Genomic DNA, 15,437 nt, shown 5'->3' with positions numbered 1-15,437 from the left:
TCCTGTGAAGTTTCGGGGAAGCCCGAGCGAACGTGCCCGGTAACGATTGCAGCGAAGGGCCGGCTCTCAGGCCAGCGCCGACGGAGCAAATTGGGTGCGCAGGTGACGCGCCATGAAATCGCGTGCCTCGTCGGCGGACACCGGCTTGCACAGCCAGTAGCCCTGGGCTTCGTCGCATCCGCGGCTGTGCAGGTAGTTGAACTGCACGTCGGTCTCCACGCCCTCGGCCACCACCTTCATGCGCAGCCCGTGGGCGAGCGTGATGATCGCGTCGATGAGCGCGCGGGCATCGGTGTCCTGCGAGAGGTCGTTGATGAAGGAGCGGTCGATCTTGACCGTCGAGAGCGGAAAGTGCTTGAGGTACGACAGCGACGAATACCCCGTCCCGAAGTCGTCGATGGCCAGGCCCACGCCCATGTCCCGGATCGTGCGCAGCAGCTTCGCCGCGTGCTCGGGATTGGCCATCATCGCGCTCTCGGTGATCTCCAGCTCCAGCAGCGACGGATCGAGGCCCGACGATTCCAGGATGGCCGCCACGTCGGCCACCAGCGTGCGGCTGCCGAACTGCCGCGGCGAGAGGTTGACGCTGATCATCACCGGCGGCAGGCCCTGCTTCTGCCAGGCCAGCGCGTCGGCGCATGCCTGCTCCAGCGCCCACTTGCCCATGGACACGATCAGGCCGAGCTCCTCGGCGATGGGGATGAACTGGGCCGGCGGGATCGGTCCCAGGACCGGATGGCGCCAGCGCATCAGCGCCTCCACGCCGACGATGCGCCGCGTCTGCATGTTCAACTTCGGCTGGTAGTGCATCTCCAGCTCGCCGCGCTCCAGGGCATGGCGCAGCGCGCTTTCCAGCATGAGTTGCTCGGTGCTCTGCGCATTCATCTTCGCCGCGTAGAAGCGGTAGGTGTTGCGGCCCTTTTCCTTGGCGTGATACATCGCCGTGTCGGCGTTCTTCAGCAGCGTCTCGGCGTCGGCGCCGTTCTCGGGGTGGATGCTCACGCCCACGCTGGCGCTGACATGCAGCTCGCGCCCGTCGAGCACGAAGGGCTCGGCGCAGCAGTCGAGCACCTTCTCGGCGAGCACCGCGGCATCGCCGGAGCTGTCGAGGTTCTCCTGCAGCAGCACGAACTCGTCGCCGCCGAAGCGCGCGACCACGTCGGTGTTGCCCAGCAGGGTGGTGAGGCGCTCGGCGCAGGTCTTGATCATCTCGTCGCCCACGCCGTGGCCCAGCGTGTCGTTGATCTGCTTGAAGCGGTCCAGGTCCACGAACAGCACGGCGAACTGCTTCTGCTGGCGGGCGCTGCGCCGGATGGCGCGGGCGAGCTCCTGCTGCAGCGCCGCCCGGTTGAGCAACCCCGTCAGCTCGTCGTGGCTGGCCATGAAGCGCAGGGTCTTCTCCGCCTGCTTGCGCTGGCGGTACTGCGTGATCTGCAGCGCGATGACGCGCAGCGACTCCAGCGTCTCCGCGTCGGCCGCGTAGGGGTTGGCGCCGAAAAGCTCCAGCGCCGTGGTCGCCTCGGGCGCGACCATCGGCACGACCAGGCCGGTGGTCAGCCCAGCCTCGCGGGCCATCGCGTCGCGCGCGAAATGGCTCGGCGACGACTGGGTGTCGATGCGCACGACGCTGCCGATTCCCCAGGCGCGGCCGAGCGAGCCTTCGCCGGAGCGGTAGGTGAGCGAGCTGCTGGCCTCGACGAAGCGGCGCACCGCCGCGTCGTTGTCGGCGTGCCAGGCCACGGTGCAGTGGGCCAGGCCGTCCTCGCCCACGCTCCAGAGCGCGCCGCAGTCCCAGCGCAGGTCGGTGCATATCGCCTCCAGCGCCAGCGCGATCACCGTCTCGGTCCTGCCGTCGCCGGCCAGCAGCCGCGCGATCTTGTATTCGAGCTTCTGGCGCAGCGCGTCCTTGCGCGGCCGCGTGGCGTCGCGCACCGTGCCGCGCACCAGCCTCCTGCCCGCGTCCTCGCCCGACTGCGCGATGACGTGGAGCCAGCGCTCGGTGCCGTCGGGCAGGCACAGGCGGTGCTCGAACTCGCTGCGCTCCGTGGACTGGGAGGCCAGTGCGATCTGCCGCTCGACCGTGCCGCGTTCCATGTTCGGCACGCGCGAGAGCAGGGCGTGCAGGTCCGGCGGCAGCGGATCGTCGCCGAAGCCCAGGATGCGCCGCGCCTCCTCGGAGCACTGCAGCGTGCCGGTCTCCGGGTCGAGGGTCCAGCTGCCCAGGCTGGCCAGGTGCTGGGCGTCCTCCAGCTGGCGTTCGCTGGCGCGAAGGTGGCTGGTCATCTCCTCGGCCAGGACCTGGGCCCGGCTGGTGGTCGTGGCCAGCGACAGGACGATGCCGCCGAGCAGCGCACTGGTGGCCAGGCCGCCGAGCACCACGAGCCAGGGAATGGCCCTGTCCAGCGGACCGAGCACCTGGCTCTCGTCCTGCCTCACCTCCACCAGCCAGGAATGGCCTCCCAGCTCGAAGCCGAGCGTGCGCTGCAGGCTGCCTGCAGGTTCCGGAGCCGGCCTGCCGGGCGTGGAGCTGTCGAACAGCAGTTCGCGATCGCCGAACGCGACCGGCGCCACGAAGCGGGTCTCGATGCGCGTGCCGATCGGCCCCTTGCCCGGTCCGGCGTCGGCCAGCCGCAGCTGGAGCGTCTTCGCCGCCTCGATGCTGATCACGTCGCGCAGCATGCCGGTGATGCTGAAGCCCGCGCCCACCGAACCCATGTAGGCCCGGCGCCGCTGCTCCAGGGTATCGACGGGCATCTTCGGACGGTACACCGGCAGCCGCATCGCCAGCCCGACTTCGGATTCGCGGCCCGCGATCCGGATCTTGCGCCCGGAGGTGACCAGCCCGCCGGTGTCGCGCCCCTGCTCGAGCGCATCGCCGCGGTCGGGCATCGCGCCCAGGTCATTGCCCAGGAGCTTCTCGTTGCCGGCCAGCGGCTCGATGAAGGCCAGCGGGTAGTAGACCTCGCGCTCGCCGGGCGGCTTGATGGCGAAGCCGGAGGCGACGGCGGCGTCGAGGTCGGCATCGCCGCGCGCCTGCTCCTCGAAGCGCTGCCTGTCGGCCTGCATCACGCGCGGCGCGTAGTTGACAGCCTGGAAGCCTGGATAGGCGCTCGGCAGGTTCAGCCCCGCGACGTAGTCGCGGAAATCGCTGCGCGTCACCGCGTCCGAGGTGTTGAACCGCGCGCGCAGCCCGATCAGCACGGCGATGTAGTCGTCGAAGCGGCCCTCGACCTTGCGCGCCAGGTCGAGGGCGGTGGCGTCGAAGCGCGCTCGTGCGCTGCGCCCGATCTCCTGATGGGCATAGATTCCGAGGGCGATCGACAGCGCCGTGCCGAGGATCAGGATCGCAACCGGCAGGCGAATCCTGGCCCAGATGGACAAAGACATGGTTCGATCCTGTCGCTGTGCAAGCCGGGTGGCTTCGTGTGCGCCACAGTGTGGCACGGCGGCAAGCCCCTTGTTTGCATTTGGGAACAATTCGCTCGTATTTCTGTAATGTTGGGGAACGAGGGCCTAAGTATTTAATTCTTAAGAACTAATTTTCGTCGGCACGGCGGGATTCGATCCAGATCAAAAAGGTTGGGCGAGCGATTTTCTCGACCTCTGGCCACCTGCCTGGGATGTCGCCACGAGGCTTCCGTTCGGCCTTTCCGGCCTTTGCGGCCGTTCCTGCATCAGCGAGCCGATGCCGGGCTTCAGTCTCCCGCCGATCGACGCGTCACCGTGCCCTGGAATTCCTCGACCGATGCGAGCAGCGGCGTCGCCCGCAGGCACACGATCCGCGGCTCGCTTCCGTCGCGCGCCCGCTCCAGGCAGAGCGCGACGGCATGCGCGTCGTCGGGCTGCATCCGCCAGAACTGCCAGCGGTCGGCGCTGTCGCCCTCCAGGCCGTGCTCGAAGCCGATGGCCTCGCTGCCGCTTCCGTCCAGGTCGAAGGAAAAGCGGTCCAGCGGAATCGAAAGGCCCATGCCGCGCGCCTTGATGTAGCTTTCCTTGAGCGTCCAGAGGTCCCAGAAGCGCGAGGGCTGCTGAACGGCCGGCAACTGCTGCAGCGCCTGCGCCTCCTTCGGCGAGAAGAAATGGCCGGCGATCTCCAGCGGCGCATTCCTCGCCGTGTGCTCGACGTCCACGCCCACCTCGCGCTCCGCCGCCACCGCCGTCACCACCAGCGAGGCGCTGTGCGAGATGTTGAAGCGGATGTGCCGGCCCTGTGCCGGCGCGTCGGCGATCCGCGGGCGGCCGTATTCGTTGTTCTCGAAGCGCCAGTCGGCGGGCGCGACCTGCGGCACGTAGCGCGACAGCAGCGAGCGGATCAGCCCCCGCGTCATCAGGTAGCGGCGTCGATCGCGGGCGAAGTGGAACCGCCCGTGCTTCTCGCGCTCCTCCGGCGTCAGCAGGGCCATCAGGGCGTGGTTGACGGCATGGTGATCGGCCGGGTCGTCTTGTTCAGGAACGTACAGGTGCCAGAGGTGGACCTGGTGCGCATCGATCTGAAGTTGCATGCGCAGGATTCTGGCCTGCCTCGTCGACGCTCGACCCGACCGGCCGATTCAGCCCTGCTTAAGTTTGGCGGCCGATACTGCAATGGACGGTCGGCTGGCGCTGGTAGAGGTAGCCCCTGGCACCCGCGCCGCTCGATGCGGGCGGTTCCTCGAAGCCGGCGATCGTCGCATTTCCCTGGCCCTAGGCGCGGGCGGCTTGTGCGAGCCAGCTCGGCTCGTTCGATGTTTCCGGAAAGCCCGAATCGTCCACGGTGCCGCGGCCGGTCGCCGGTTCGACGGCTGCATGCCGCAGCTCGTAGCCCCGGCCGTACACCGAATGCAGCACGAACTCGTTCGCCTTGTGCAGCGACAGCTTGCGGCGGACGTTCGCCACGCAGCAGTCGAGCACCCGGCTCTTGCGTTCGACGCGCGACTCGGGCCACAGCGAGCCCAGCAGCCATTCGCGCTCCAGCAGCTGGCCGGCGTTGCGAAACAGCAGCAGCGCCAGTTCGAATTCGCGCGGCTTCAGCCGGATCTCCTCGCCCTTGTGCACCACCACCTTGCGGTTGCCGATGAAGCGGTAGTCGCCGAACAGCGCGCTCGTGGCCTGCGGATGCAGCAGAGTCTCGTTGCGCCGCAGCGCCTCGCGCACGCGCAGCTCCACCTCGAAGTCGTCGACCGGCAGCACCGCGAAGTCGATGCCCGGGCCCTTCGACTCGGGCTCCGCCGCCGACAGCACCTCGGCCAGCAATTCGCGCTGCAGCGCATTGGCGACCAGGAAGATCGGCACGCGCAGCGCCTGGCACATCGAGGTCAGCAGCGGCCATGCGCCTTCGTCCTTCAGCACCACCAGCAGCAGGTCGAAGTGGGTGGTGCCGTGCGTGGCCGCATGCAGGAAGTCGGCGCTGCAGTCGAAGGAGACGGGCGTGCAGCCCATCAGGCGCAGCCTCTGTCCCCAGGCGCGTGTCTGGGCTTCGTCGCAGCCCACCATGGCGACCTGTCGCGCGCCGCCGTCAGCATCGTTGCTCATGTGGAAAGCCTTCATGTGTGGTGGCGAGGGGAGGGGGATGGTCGTCTCAGCGGCTGTCGGCGCGCGGCAGCTTCCAGCCGATGCCGGCGTTGAATCCCCATGCCCGCCCCGCGTTGGCAACGGTCATGCCCCAGGCTGTCTGCCCGTCGTCCGAAAGAGTCCTGAAGCCCAGGCTGGCTGCCGTGTAGCCCCTGTAGCTGCCGAAGGCCAGGCCCACGGTCTTCTCGCCGGGCTGCAGGGCGGGCGCGTAGGCCGCGGTCATGGCCACGGCCATCGCGGTGCCCGAATACGCGATGCGCTCCACGTCGCGCAGCGCGGCGCCCGCCTGGTTCAGCTGGCCGAGGTTGATTGCGTCGCCGGGCTGCGCGCCGGGCGCCACGTTGGAGATCAGCACGCTCTCCGCAGCGCCTGCCGCACCATGCGCGGCTGCGGCGCCGAGCCACAGTGCGACCAGCAGCCCCGCTCGCACGCGGCTCAGCCCGCCGCGAGGCGGTTGCCCGAGCCCGCCTGCGTCCTGCGCACGCCGTCCGGTCCGTAGAACAGCTGCGCGCTGGCCTGCAGGAAATGCAGCGCCTGTTGGGTGAAATCGAGATGCGCGTAGACCATCGAGCCGTTGCGCAGGTTGTGGCCCCGCGCCTGTCCGGCGAGCTCCAGCAGCTCTTCCCAGGCCTTTTGAACCTGTGGGCCCGCTGCCGCAGCGGCGGCATCGGCGGCCTCGCGGCCGGGCTGGAAGCCCAGCGCCGCCTGCAGCGCCTCGCGCTGGGCGTCGAGTTCGGCCATGCGGTCCAGCAGCACGGTCTTTTCCGCGGCGATGGCCGCCAGGTCGGTGAAGCTGCCGCCCGACATCGCATCGGCCTCGCGGTCGAGCACCGACAGGAATTCCTCGATGCAGGCTGCCTCGGTGCGCAGGTGGGCCAGCAGGTCGGACGGCTGGCTTCTCATTCGCCTTCGCCTTTCTTCACGTCCTGCCCGCTGCCGGCGGGCGCGTCGGATGCGCCGGGCGTGAGCAGGTCGCGCACGCTGGCCAGCAGGCCGTCGGCGATGCGTTCGGGGCGGATCTGGTAGCGCCCCGCGCGGATGTCCTCGCGGATCGCCGCCACGCGGGCCGCGTCGAAATCGGTCGCGGCACCCGCCGCGCTGGGCAGCGAGCGGATGTGCGCCGAAGGAGCCGGTGCCGGCGCCTTGGCAGCGCGCTGGGCGGCATCGGCACCGGTCGCGGCGGCCGCACCTGCCGTGCCTGCCGGGGCGGGCGTCGGTCGGGGAAGGGGCGTGGCCGAGGGGGCGGGTTGATCGATTTTCAAGGTGATTCCTCAGGGGCTGACCCGTATATCGGCAGCCCGCGCAAGAACTTTAGGAATGGCGTGCATGGCGGATTTTGTGCGGCGCGTCATTGCGCCAGCTGGATCTGCCCCTCTTCGTCCGCCACGCCGCTGACCAGCCGGCCGTCGCGCGTGCGGGCCTGCACCACCGCGCCTACCGCCGCTCCGGTCATGGCCTTGCCCTCGGTGCTGACGACGAAGCCCTGGCCCTGCGCCACCACCTTCACCGCCTGCCCCTGCTGGATGACGGTGACGCCGCGCAGCAGCTCCTTGCGCAGCGGCGCGCCGGGCGCCACGCGATTGGCCGTCACCACGCCGTTCAGCTCGGCCGCGCTGGTGACGATGGAGCGCGGCAGCCGCGTGAGGTCGCCGGTGCGCTCCTCGACGTCGCCCGCGCCCAGCGGCCGGCCCGCATCGATCGCGCGCACGGCCACGAAATAGCTTCCTTCCACCGCCACGTGCGCCTGCACGAAGCGCGTCCATGGCCGCTCCGCCTGGCAGCGCACGCCCACCGAGACGCGGCCCCACGGCTTCGCCCCCGGCGGCAGGAAGGCCTCGGGTGCGTCGCAGGCGGGCAGGGCGGAGGTGCCGCGGCCTTCGAGGCTGATCGTCACCTTGCCCGGCAGCCCCGCCGATTGCGCCTGCAGGTATTTCTCGATGACCGCGTCGACGGAAGGAGCGCTTTCGGCTGCGCCGGCCGTGAAGCAGCACGCCAGCGCGAATGCCGCTGCCGGCAGCACGGTGCGCAGTGCGTGATCGCGAAGCTCGGCAAGCGTTGGAAGGGTCATCGGATATGTGTGGATGGTGGCTTCGGCGGCGATGCGTCACACAGGAGCAACGCATGCCGCCGCACGGAAATTCTAGAAATCCGCGCGCCGATCGAAGTTGCGAGCAGCAGGCGAAAACCCCCTTTGTTCGGGCGATTGCAAAAGTGGCTCGTGCATAGACTCGCTTTCCATCTGTCGCTGCGCCCTGCGCATTCGCGACGCCTCAACGGATGGAACAAACATGCTCGACAAGCTGGATGCGGCGCTTCGCTTCAACCGCGAAGCCCTCAACCTCCGCGCGGAACGCCAGGAGGTTCTCGCGGCCAACATCGCCCATGCGGACACGCCCAACTACAAGGCGCGCGACTTCGACTTCAGCGCGCGCCTGAGCGAAGCCGTGGAGCGCGGCCGCGCGTCGCAGTCGATGTCGCTGGCCACCACCTCGTCGCGCCACCTCGCGGGACAGGCGCAGGCCATGCCCGACAAGGACCTGCTCTACCGCGTGCCCAACCAGTCCAGCCTCGACGGCAACACGGTCGAGATGGACGTCGAGCGCATCGCCTTCGCCGACAACGCGCTGCGCTACGAGTCGAACCTCACGGTCATCAACGCCAAGATCAAGTCGCTGCTCTCTGCGGTGCAGCCCTAAGCAGCGCAGCAAGCAGCAGGAGTCCCTTCCATGCCCTTCAACAGCACCTCCATGAACATCTTCAACGTGGCCGGATCGGCCATGACCGCGCAGTCGCAGCGCATGAACGTGACCGCGAGCAACATGGCCAACGCCGAGAGCGTGGCCGGGCCCGACGGCATGCCCTACCGCGCGAAGCAGGTGGTGTTCCAGGTCGCGCCCTCGGCGTACGGCGCGGGCGACATCGGCGGCGTCAAGGTGGCCGGCGTGGTGGAAGACCCTTCTCCGCCGAAGCTCGTGTTCGACCCCAAGAGCCCGCATGCCAACGCCGAAGGCTACGTGGCGATGCCCAACGTCAACGTGGTGGAGGAGATGACCAACATGATCTCCGCCTCGCGCAGCTACCAGGCCAACGTGGAAGTGCTCAACACCGCCAAGACGCTGATGGTCAAGACGCTGACCCTCGGCCAGTAATTCCCCGGCAAGACAAGAACCCAAGAAAGAACAGGCACGAACGCGCCATGGCCATCTCCGATACCTCGTCCATCACCGGACAGAACGCCGCCTCCGCGGTCGGCGGCAACAGCAGCACCTCGAACGTCGACAGCGAGCAGCGCTTCCTCAAGCTGCTGGTCACGCAGCTGAACAACCAGGACCCGCTCAATCCGATGCAGAACGCCGAGCTCACCTCGCAGCTCGCGCAGATGAGCACGGTCAGCGGCATCGAGAAGCTCAACAGCACGCTCTCGGGCCTGGTGAACCAGACCGGCTCCAACCAGCTGCTGCAGGCCACTTCGCTGATCGGGCAGAACGTGCTGTCTCCCGGCGACGTCCTCGCCACCAGGGCGCCGGAGGAGGGCAAGGACCCGGCCATGCAGGCCTTCGCCGTGCAGCTGCCGGGCACCGCCTCCGACGTGCAGATCAAGATCCTCGACGCCAGCGGCAAGGTGGTGCGCACCATCGACGCGGGCTCGATGAACGAAGGCGTCAACGCCGTGACATGGGACGGCAAGGACGACGTGGGCGCCGTGGTGCCCGCGGGCGCCTACCGCTTCACGGTCGAGGCCACCAACGGGGGCACCTCCGTGAAGTCGACCGCGCTCACCTTCTCGCAGGTCGCCGCCGTCAAGCAGGGCGCCAGCGGCGTGACGCTGGAGCTGTCGTCGGGCGCGAGCATCGGGCTGTCGGACGTGCGCCTGTTCCTCTGAGCTTCTTTCCCTTCCCCACCGCATTCATCGCAAACGCGCCGCATCCAACGGCAGACAAGGAACCATCATGGCTTTTTCCCAGGGCATCAGCGGACTCGGCGTGGCCGCGGCCAACCTCGACGTCATCGGCAACAACATCGCCAACTCGGGCACCGTCGGCTTCAAGTCCGCGGCGGCCACCTTCCAGGACGTGTACGCAGGCTCGCGCGTGGGCCTGGGCGCATCGGTGTCGGGCGTGACGCAGAACTTCTCGCAGGGCGTGACCCAGTCGAGCAGCCGCCCGCTGGACGTGGCCATCCTCAACGGCGACGGCTTCTTCCGCCTCACCAGCGCCACCGGTGAAGTCATGTACTCGCGCAACGGCCAGTTCACGCGCGACAAGGACGGCTACATCGTCAACGCATCGGGCCTGCGCCTCACCGGCTTCGGCGTGAACGCCAACGGCGGCGTCAGCGGCGGCACGCCGGCGGCCATCCAGATCCCGACCACGCCGATGACGCCCAAGGCGACCACCAGCATCGACGCCGAGTTCAACCTCGACGCGCGCAAGGCGGCGCCCACCAAGACGCCGTTCAACCCCGCCGACTCCGACACCTTCAACTACTCGAACGCCGTCGGCCCCATCTACGACTCGCTGGGCAACCCGCACGACGTGTCCGTGTACTTCGTCAAGAGCGCCACGCCCGCCAACACCTGGAGCATGTACGGCACGATCGACGGCGCCGCCATCGGCGCCGGCGCGCTCGGCACGATGACCTTCGACGCCGCCGGCAAGATGACCGCGCCGGCCAGCGGCCAGTTCAGCCTGGGCACCATCAACCTGACCAACGGCGCCGCCGCGCTCACGCCCACGATCGACATCTCGGGCACCACCCAGTTCGGCGCCGCCAACGCGATGAGCAAGCTCGGCCAGGACGGCTACCGCTCGGGCGAGCTCACCTCGTTCTCGATCAACGCCGACGGCACCATCACCGGCAAGTTCTCCAACGAGCAGACCAAGCTGCTGGGCCAGGTGGTGCTGTCTTCGTTCGCCAACCCCAACGGCCTGGAGCCCAAGGGCAACAACGTGTGGGCCGAGACGCAGGCCTCGGGCAACCCGCTGACCGGCACGCCGGGCGAAGGCACCAAGCTCGGCTCGCTGCAGTCGGGCGCGCTGGAGGCATCCAACGTCGACCTCACCTCCGAGCTGGTCAACCTCATCGTCGCGCAGCGCAACTACCAGGCCAACGCGCAGACCGTGAAGACGCAGGACCAGGTCATGCAGACGCTGATGAACATCCGCTGAGGCGGCGCTGCACCGAGACCGACACCAGGAGCACCCAGTGGATCGCATGTTGTACGTCGCCATGAGCGGCGCCAAACAGGTCATGGAACAGCAGGCCGCCGTCGCCAACAACATGGCGAACGTCTCGACGCCGGGCTTCCGCGCACAGATCGCCAACTTCCGCGCGGTGCCCGTGGTCGGCCAGGAGGCGCCCACGCGCGCCTTCGTGGCGGCCACCACACCAGGCGCCGACTTCACCCACGGCCCCCTCACCGAGACCGGCCGTGCGCTCGACGTGGCCGTGAGCGGCCAGGGATGGCTGGTCGTGCAGACGCCCGACGGCGGCGAGGCCTACACCCGCGTGGGCAACCTGCAGGTCGGCGCCGACGGGCAGCTCACCACGATGGGCGGTCGCCCGGTGGTGGGCGACAACGGCGCACTGACCGTGCCGCCCGGCTCCGCGGTGAGCATCGCGGCCAACGGCCTCGTGGGTGCGCGCGATGCGTCCTCCACCACGCTCACGGGCATCGCCGAGGTCGGCCGCCTGAAGCTGGTGAACCCGCCGGTCGCCGACCTCGAGCGCGGGGAGGACGGCCTGTTCCGCATGCGCGCGGGCCAGCCGCCGGCCGAGGCCGACGAGGCCGTCACGCTGGTCAGCGGCGTGGTCGAGGGCAGCAACGTCAATCCGGTCGAGACCATGGTGGCCATGATCGCCAACGCACGCAGCTTCGAGATGCAGATGAAGTCGCTGCAGACGGCCGACACCAACGCGCAGTCCGCCAACAAGCTGCTGGCCTACGGCTGACGCGCGCTCTCCTTCTCGCAACTTCTTCCGCAGGACCTTCGTACAAATGATCCGCTCCCTCTACATCGCCAAGACCGGCCTCGACGCGCAGCAGACGCAGCTCGACGTGGTCTCCAACAACCTCGCCAACGTCGGCACCACAGGCTTCAAGCGCAGCCGTGCCGTGTTCGAGGACCTCGTCTACCAGAACCTGCGCCAGGTCGGCGGCCAGTCGTCGGACCAGACGCGCCTGCCCTCGGGCCTGCAGGTCGGCACCGGCGTGCACGTGGTCGCCACCGAGCGCATCCACTCGCAGGGCAACCTCACCAAGACCGACAAGCCCACCGACGTCGCCATCAACGGCAGCGGCTTCTTCCAGGTGCTGATGCCCGACGGCACCACCTCGTACACCCGCGACGGCTCGTTCCAGACCGACCGCGAAGGCCAGCTGGTCACGGCCAGCGGATTCCCCGTGCAGCCGGCCATCACCGTGCCTGCCAACGCCACCAGCATCACCGTGGGCCGCGACGGCATCGTCTCGGTGGTGCAGGCGGGCAGCACCAACACCGTGCAGATCGGCCAGCTGCAGCTCGCCACCTTCGTCAACCCGACGGGCCTGCAGAGCAAGGGAGAGAACCTCTACGCCGAGACCGACGCATCGGGCGCGCCCAACCAGGTGAACCCGGGCGTCGACGGCGCGGGCACGCTGAGCCAGGGGTACGTGGAAGCCTCCAACGTGAACGTGGTGGAAGAGCTGGTCAACATGATCGCCACCCAGCGCTCGTACGAGATCAACAGCAAGGCGGTCCAGACCTCGGACCAGATGCTGCAGCGCCTGGCCCAGCTGTGAGCGTGACGGTGACGATGCTGCAGGTGTTCCACCGTCTCCGCCGCGGCGCCGCCGAGGCGAAGGCCCGGCTGCTGACGCTGCTCGTGGTTGCGGGCGCGGTGCTCGCCACCGGCTGCGCGCAGGTGCCGCGCGAGCCGCTGGTGCACCAGCCGATGACGGCGCGCTCCGACAACTACGCGGCGGTGCAGACGCGGCGTTCGCCCGGCGCGATCTTCCAGGACGGCCCCGGCGCGAACGCGCTCTTCGAGGACCGCCGGCCGCGCAACGTGGGCGACATCCTCACCATCGTCATCAGCGAGAAGGTCAACGCGACCAAGAATTCCGGTGCCAACGCGAGCCGCACGGGCAGCACCACCGGCGTGTTCTCGGCCATTCCGAAGCTCATCGGCGGCCTGCTCGACGGGCAGGGCACGAATCTCTCTGGCACCAACAAGCTCGACGCCAAGGGCGGGGCCAATGCCAACAACACCTTCAACGGCGTGATCACGGTCACGGTGACGGACGTGATGAGCAACGGCAACCTGCTGGTCAGCGGCGAGAAGCAGATGGGCATCAACCAGGGCACGGAATACATCCGCTTCTCGGGCGTGGTGAACCCGCGCACCGTCTCGGGCAACAACACCGTGCCCTCCACATTGGTGGCCGATGCGCGCATCGAGTACTCGGCCAAGGGCTACATCGACGAGGCGCAGCACATGGGCTGGATGCAGCGCTTCTTCCTCAACGTCATGCCGTTCTGAACATGGAAAACCCCCAGGCTTCGCGCACTTCGTGTCGCTGCGCCCACCCCCTTGCAGGGGGCGATGCCTACGGCCCGGCAAAGCCGGTTCCGTGGCATCCCGCGAATTTTCGGGCTCGCTTGCGCATCGCGGCGCTGGCGGTGCTCGGTTCCTTGTTGTTTGTTCCTGCGCATGCTGAGCGGCTCAAGGAGCTGGCGAGCATCCAGGGCGTGCGGGACAACCCGCTGATCGGCTATGGGCTGATGGTGGGGCTGGATGGCACGGGCGATCAGACGATGCAGACGCCGTTCACCACGCAGAGCCTGAACAACATGCTGCAGCAGCTGGGCATCACGATTCCGCAGGGCGTGAACATGCAGCTGAAGAACGTGGCGGCGGTGATGGTGACGGCCACGCTGCCTTCGTTCGCGCGGCCGGGGCAGAACATCGACGTGACTGTGTCCTCGATGGGCAACGCGAAGAGCCTGCGCGGCGGCACGCTGCTGATGACGCCGCTCAAGGGCGTGGACGGACAGACGTACGCGGTGGCGCAGGGGAACATGGTGGTCGGCGGCGCAGGTGCCTCGGCCAACGGCAGCAAGGTGCAGGTCAATCAGCTCAGCTCGGGCCGCATTCCCGGCGGTGCGCTGGTGGAGCGCACGGTGGAATCGCCCGTGGGTGCCGAGGGCACGTTCTCGATCGAGCTCAACCGCTCCGACTTCGGCACCACGCAGCGCGCGGTGGATGCGATCAACAGGCAGTTCGGTTCCGGCACGGCCGAGGCCATCGATGCGCGATCGATCCGTGTGCGTGCGCCCGAGCCGCAGCAGCGCGTGGGCTTCCTCGCGCGGCTGGAAGATCTCGAGGTGACGCCTACGCAGGCCGGTGCCCGCGTCGTCGTGAATGCACGCACGGGGTCTGTGGTGATGAACCAGGCGGTTCGCGTGAAGGACTGCGCCATCGCGCACGGCAACCTGTCGGTGGTCATCAACACCGAGCCGGTCATCAGCCAGCCGGGCGCATTCTCCGGCGGCAGCACGGTGGCGGCCCAGACCTCGCAGATCTCGGTCAACCAGGGCGGCGGCGCGATCCAGATGGTGCGCGGCGGTGCCTCTCTGTCGGACGTCGTCAAGGGGCTCAACAGCCTGGGCGCGAATCCGCAGGACCTGGTTTCCATTCTCCAGGCCATGAAGTCGGCCGGCGCCCTGAGCGCCGAGCTCGAGATCATCTGACGGGGTCGCGGCGATGACGTTACCGGTCAATGACCGCAGTGGTGCGCTCGACCAGCGTTTCGCGCTCGACGTGCAGGGCGTCGATGCACTGCGGCGCACGGTGCGCAGCTCGCCCGAAGAGGGCCTGCAGCAGGTCTCGCGGCAGTTCGAGGCGATGTTCATGAACATGGTGCTCAAGAGCATGCGCGAGGCGACGCCATCGAGCGGCCTCTTCGACAGCCAGGACCAGAAGGTGTACCTGTCGATGTTCGACCAGCAGCTCACGCAGAACCTTTCGGGGCGCGGCGTGGGGCTCGCCGAGGCGATGCTCGCCCAGCTGCGCCGCAGCATGCCCTCGGGTCCGTCCGACGCGCAGGCCGACGCCGAGATCGGCGTCAAGCCGATGCAGCTGGATCCGCCCCTGCCCGGTTCTCCGCTGGGGGCGCGTGCGGGCATTCCGATCGGTTCGGCACCCGTCGCCTCGACCGCACGCACGGCGGACCTCGGCATCTACCAGTTCAACGGCGACCGGCGCGCGCAAGGCGCGAATGCCGGATCGCTGCAGGGCCAGGTCGACGAATTCGTGGGCCGCATGGGCGCATCGGCGCAGGCCGCAAGCACGGCCAGCGGCGTGCCCGCGCCGCTGATCCTCGCGCAGGCCGCGCTCGAATCGGGCTGGGGCAAGCGAGAGATCCGCGCCGACGACGGCACGCAGAGCTTCAACCTCTTCGGCATCAAGGCCGACCGCAGCTGGAAAGGCGCGACGGTGGAGACCACCACCACCGAGTACGTCGACGGCGAGCCGCAGAAGGTGCGCGCGAAGTTCCGCGCCTACGCCTCCTACGAGGAAGCCTTCACCGACTACGCACGCTTCATCACCCGCAACCCGCGCTACGCGAACGTGCTGGCCACCGACGACCCGAACGAGGCGGCCCATGGCCTGCAGCGCGCGGGCTACGCGACCGACCCCCGCTACGGCGAGAAGCTGGTCCGCATCATGCAGAAATTCGGCTGAGGCGCCCGAGCGCTCACCGCACCAAGGAAAAGCCAATGGCACAGACCGCATCAGCAACCGCAATCCGGCAGGCACAGGCGCCGCAGCTCCAGGGCGCTGTCGCGCCCCTGGAGGTGGTGACCTTCAAGCTGGGCGATGAAGAGTACGGGATAGACATCCAG

Annotated in this window: 16 protein-coding genes; 9 read left to right on the top strand and 7 right to left on the bottom strand. The window is 68.6% G+C overall.

Annotation, left to right across the window (positions count from 1 at the left end; genetic code table 11):
- Positions 1–66: 66 nt before the first annotated feature.
- The 7 genes from ACTJLF_RS24185 to flgA form a co-directional block, all read right to left on the bottom strand.
- A complete protein-coding gene (locus ACTJLF_RS24185; protein WP_440884054.1) occupies positions 67–3,387 on the bottom strand; it encodes a bifunctional diguanylate cyclase/phosphodiesterase in 3,321 nt (1,106 codons plus the stop codon).
- 308 nt (positions 3,388–3,695) lie between these two features.
- A complete protein-coding gene (locus ACTJLF_RS24180) occupies positions 3,696–4,502 on the bottom strand; it encodes a 4'-phosphopantetheinyl transferase family protein (protein WP_440884053.1) in 807 nt (268 codons plus the stop codon).
- 181 nt (positions 4,503–4,683) lie between these two features.
- Positions 4,684–5,511, bottom strand: a complete 828-nt coding sequence (locus ACTJLF_RS24175; RefSeq protein WP_440884052.1) for a DNA-binding response regulator — start codon at positions 5,509–5,511, stop codon at positions 4,684–4,686.
- Between the two features lie 46 nt (positions 5,512–5,557).
- Positions 5,558–5,980 carry a YadA-like family protein gene (locus ACTJLF_RS24170; RefSeq protein WP_440884051.1) on the bottom strand — a complete coding sequence of 141 codons (423 nt, stop codon included), beginning with the start codon at positions 5,978–5,980 and terminating at the stop codon, positions 5,558–5,560.
- A gap of 5 nt (positions 5,981–5,985) precedes the next feature.
- A complete protein-coding gene (locus tag ACTJLF_RS24165) occupies positions 5,986–6,453 on the bottom strand; it encodes a flagella synthesis protein FlgN (RefSeq protein ID WP_440884050.1) in 468 nt (155 codons plus the stop codon).
- Complete coding sequence (gene flgM / locus ACTJLF_RS24160; protein WP_019656698.1) at positions 6,450–6,812, bottom strand: flagellar biosynthesis anti-sigma factor FlgM; 363 nt, start codon at positions 6,810–6,812, stop codon at positions 6,450–6,452. Before flgM ends, ACTJLF_RS24165 begins: the two co-directional genes overlap by 4 nt.
- Positions 6,813–6,898: 86 nt before the next feature.
- Complete coding sequence (flgA, locus tag ACTJLF_RS24155) at positions 6,899–7,618, bottom strand: flagellar basal body P-ring formation chaperone FlgA (protein WP_145760817.1); 720 nt, start codon at positions 7,616–7,618, stop codon at positions 6,899–6,901.
- 220 nt (positions 7,619–7,838) lie between these two features.
- Here flgA and flgB point away from each other — a divergent pair, with 220 nt between their 5' ends.
- The 9 genes from flgB to flgJ all read left to right on the top strand — a co-directional run bounded on the left by flgB (position 7,839) and on the right by flgJ (position 15,276).
- Positions 7,839–8,246, top strand: coding sequence for a flagellar basal body rod protein FlgB (gene flgB / locus ACTJLF_RS24150; RefSeq protein ID WP_019656700.1), 408 nt, complete (start codon positions 7,839–7,841; stop codon positions 8,244–8,246).
- Positions 8,247–8,276: 30 nt separating this feature from the next.
- Positions 8,277–8,699: a flagellar basal body rod protein FlgC gene (flgC, locus tag ACTJLF_RS24145; RefSeq protein WP_019656701.1), complete on the top strand. Its 423-nt coding sequence runs from the start codon at positions 8,277–8,279 to the stop codon at positions 8,697–8,699.
- Positions 8,700–8,746: 47 nt separating this feature from the next.
- Positions 8,747–9,433 carry a flagellar hook assembly protein FlgD gene (locus tag ACTJLF_RS24140; RefSeq protein ID WP_132753861.1) on the top strand — a complete coding sequence of 229 codons (687 nt, stop codon included), beginning with the start codon at positions 8,747–8,749 and terminating at the stop codon, positions 9,431–9,433.
- A gap of 67 nt (positions 9,434–9,500) precedes the next feature.
- The gene (flgE, locus tag ACTJLF_RS24135; RefSeq protein WP_019656703.1) at positions 9,501–10,718 is read left to right on the top strand and encodes a flagellar hook protein FlgE; all 1,218 of its coding nucleotides are present in this window, start codon (positions 9,501–9,503) and stop codon (positions 10,716–10,718) included.
- Between the two features lie 37 nt (positions 10,719–10,755).
- Complete coding sequence (gene flgF, locus ACTJLF_RS24130; RefSeq protein WP_019656704.1) at positions 10,756–11,502, top strand: flagellar basal-body rod protein FlgF; 747 nt, start codon at positions 10,756–10,758, stop codon at positions 11,500–11,502.
- Positions 11,503–11,548: 46 nt separating this feature from the next.
- Complete coding sequence (gene flgG, locus ACTJLF_RS24125; protein WP_019656705.1) at positions 11,549–12,331, top strand: flagellar basal-body rod protein FlgG; 783 nt, start codon at positions 11,549–11,551, stop codon at positions 12,329–12,331.
- 14 nt (positions 12,332–12,345) lie between these two features.
- Positions 12,346–13,071 (top strand): flagellar basal body L-ring protein FlgH, encoded by a 726-nt coding sequence (locus tag ACTJLF_RS24120; protein ID WP_165924595.1) that lies wholly within the window; start codon positions 12,346–12,348, stop codon positions 13,069–13,071.
- Entirely contained in the window at positions 13,032–14,282 is a 1,251-nt protein-coding gene (locus ACTJLF_RS24115; protein WP_440884084.1) for a flagellar basal body P-ring protein FlgI, read from the top strand. The genes ACTJLF_RS24120 and ACTJLF_RS24115 overlap by 40 nt, the downstream gene beginning before the upstream one ends.
- Positions 14,283–14,295: 13 nt before the next feature.
- Entirely contained in the window at positions 14,296–15,276 is a 981-nt protein-coding gene (gene flgJ, locus ACTJLF_RS24110; protein WP_440884049.1) for a flagellar assembly peptidoglycan hydrolase FlgJ, read from the top strand.
- Positions 15,277–15,437 lie beyond the last annotated feature (161 nt).

The sequence above is a fragment of the Variovorax sp. 22077 genome, from assembly GCF_052044195.1.
Lineage (GTDB): Bacteria > Pseudomonadota > Gammaproteobacteria > Burkholderiales > Burkholderiaceae_C > Variovorax > Variovorax atrisoli.
Note: the sequence above shows the minus strand (reverse complement) of the source record. Positions and strands in the feature narration are given on the sequence as shown.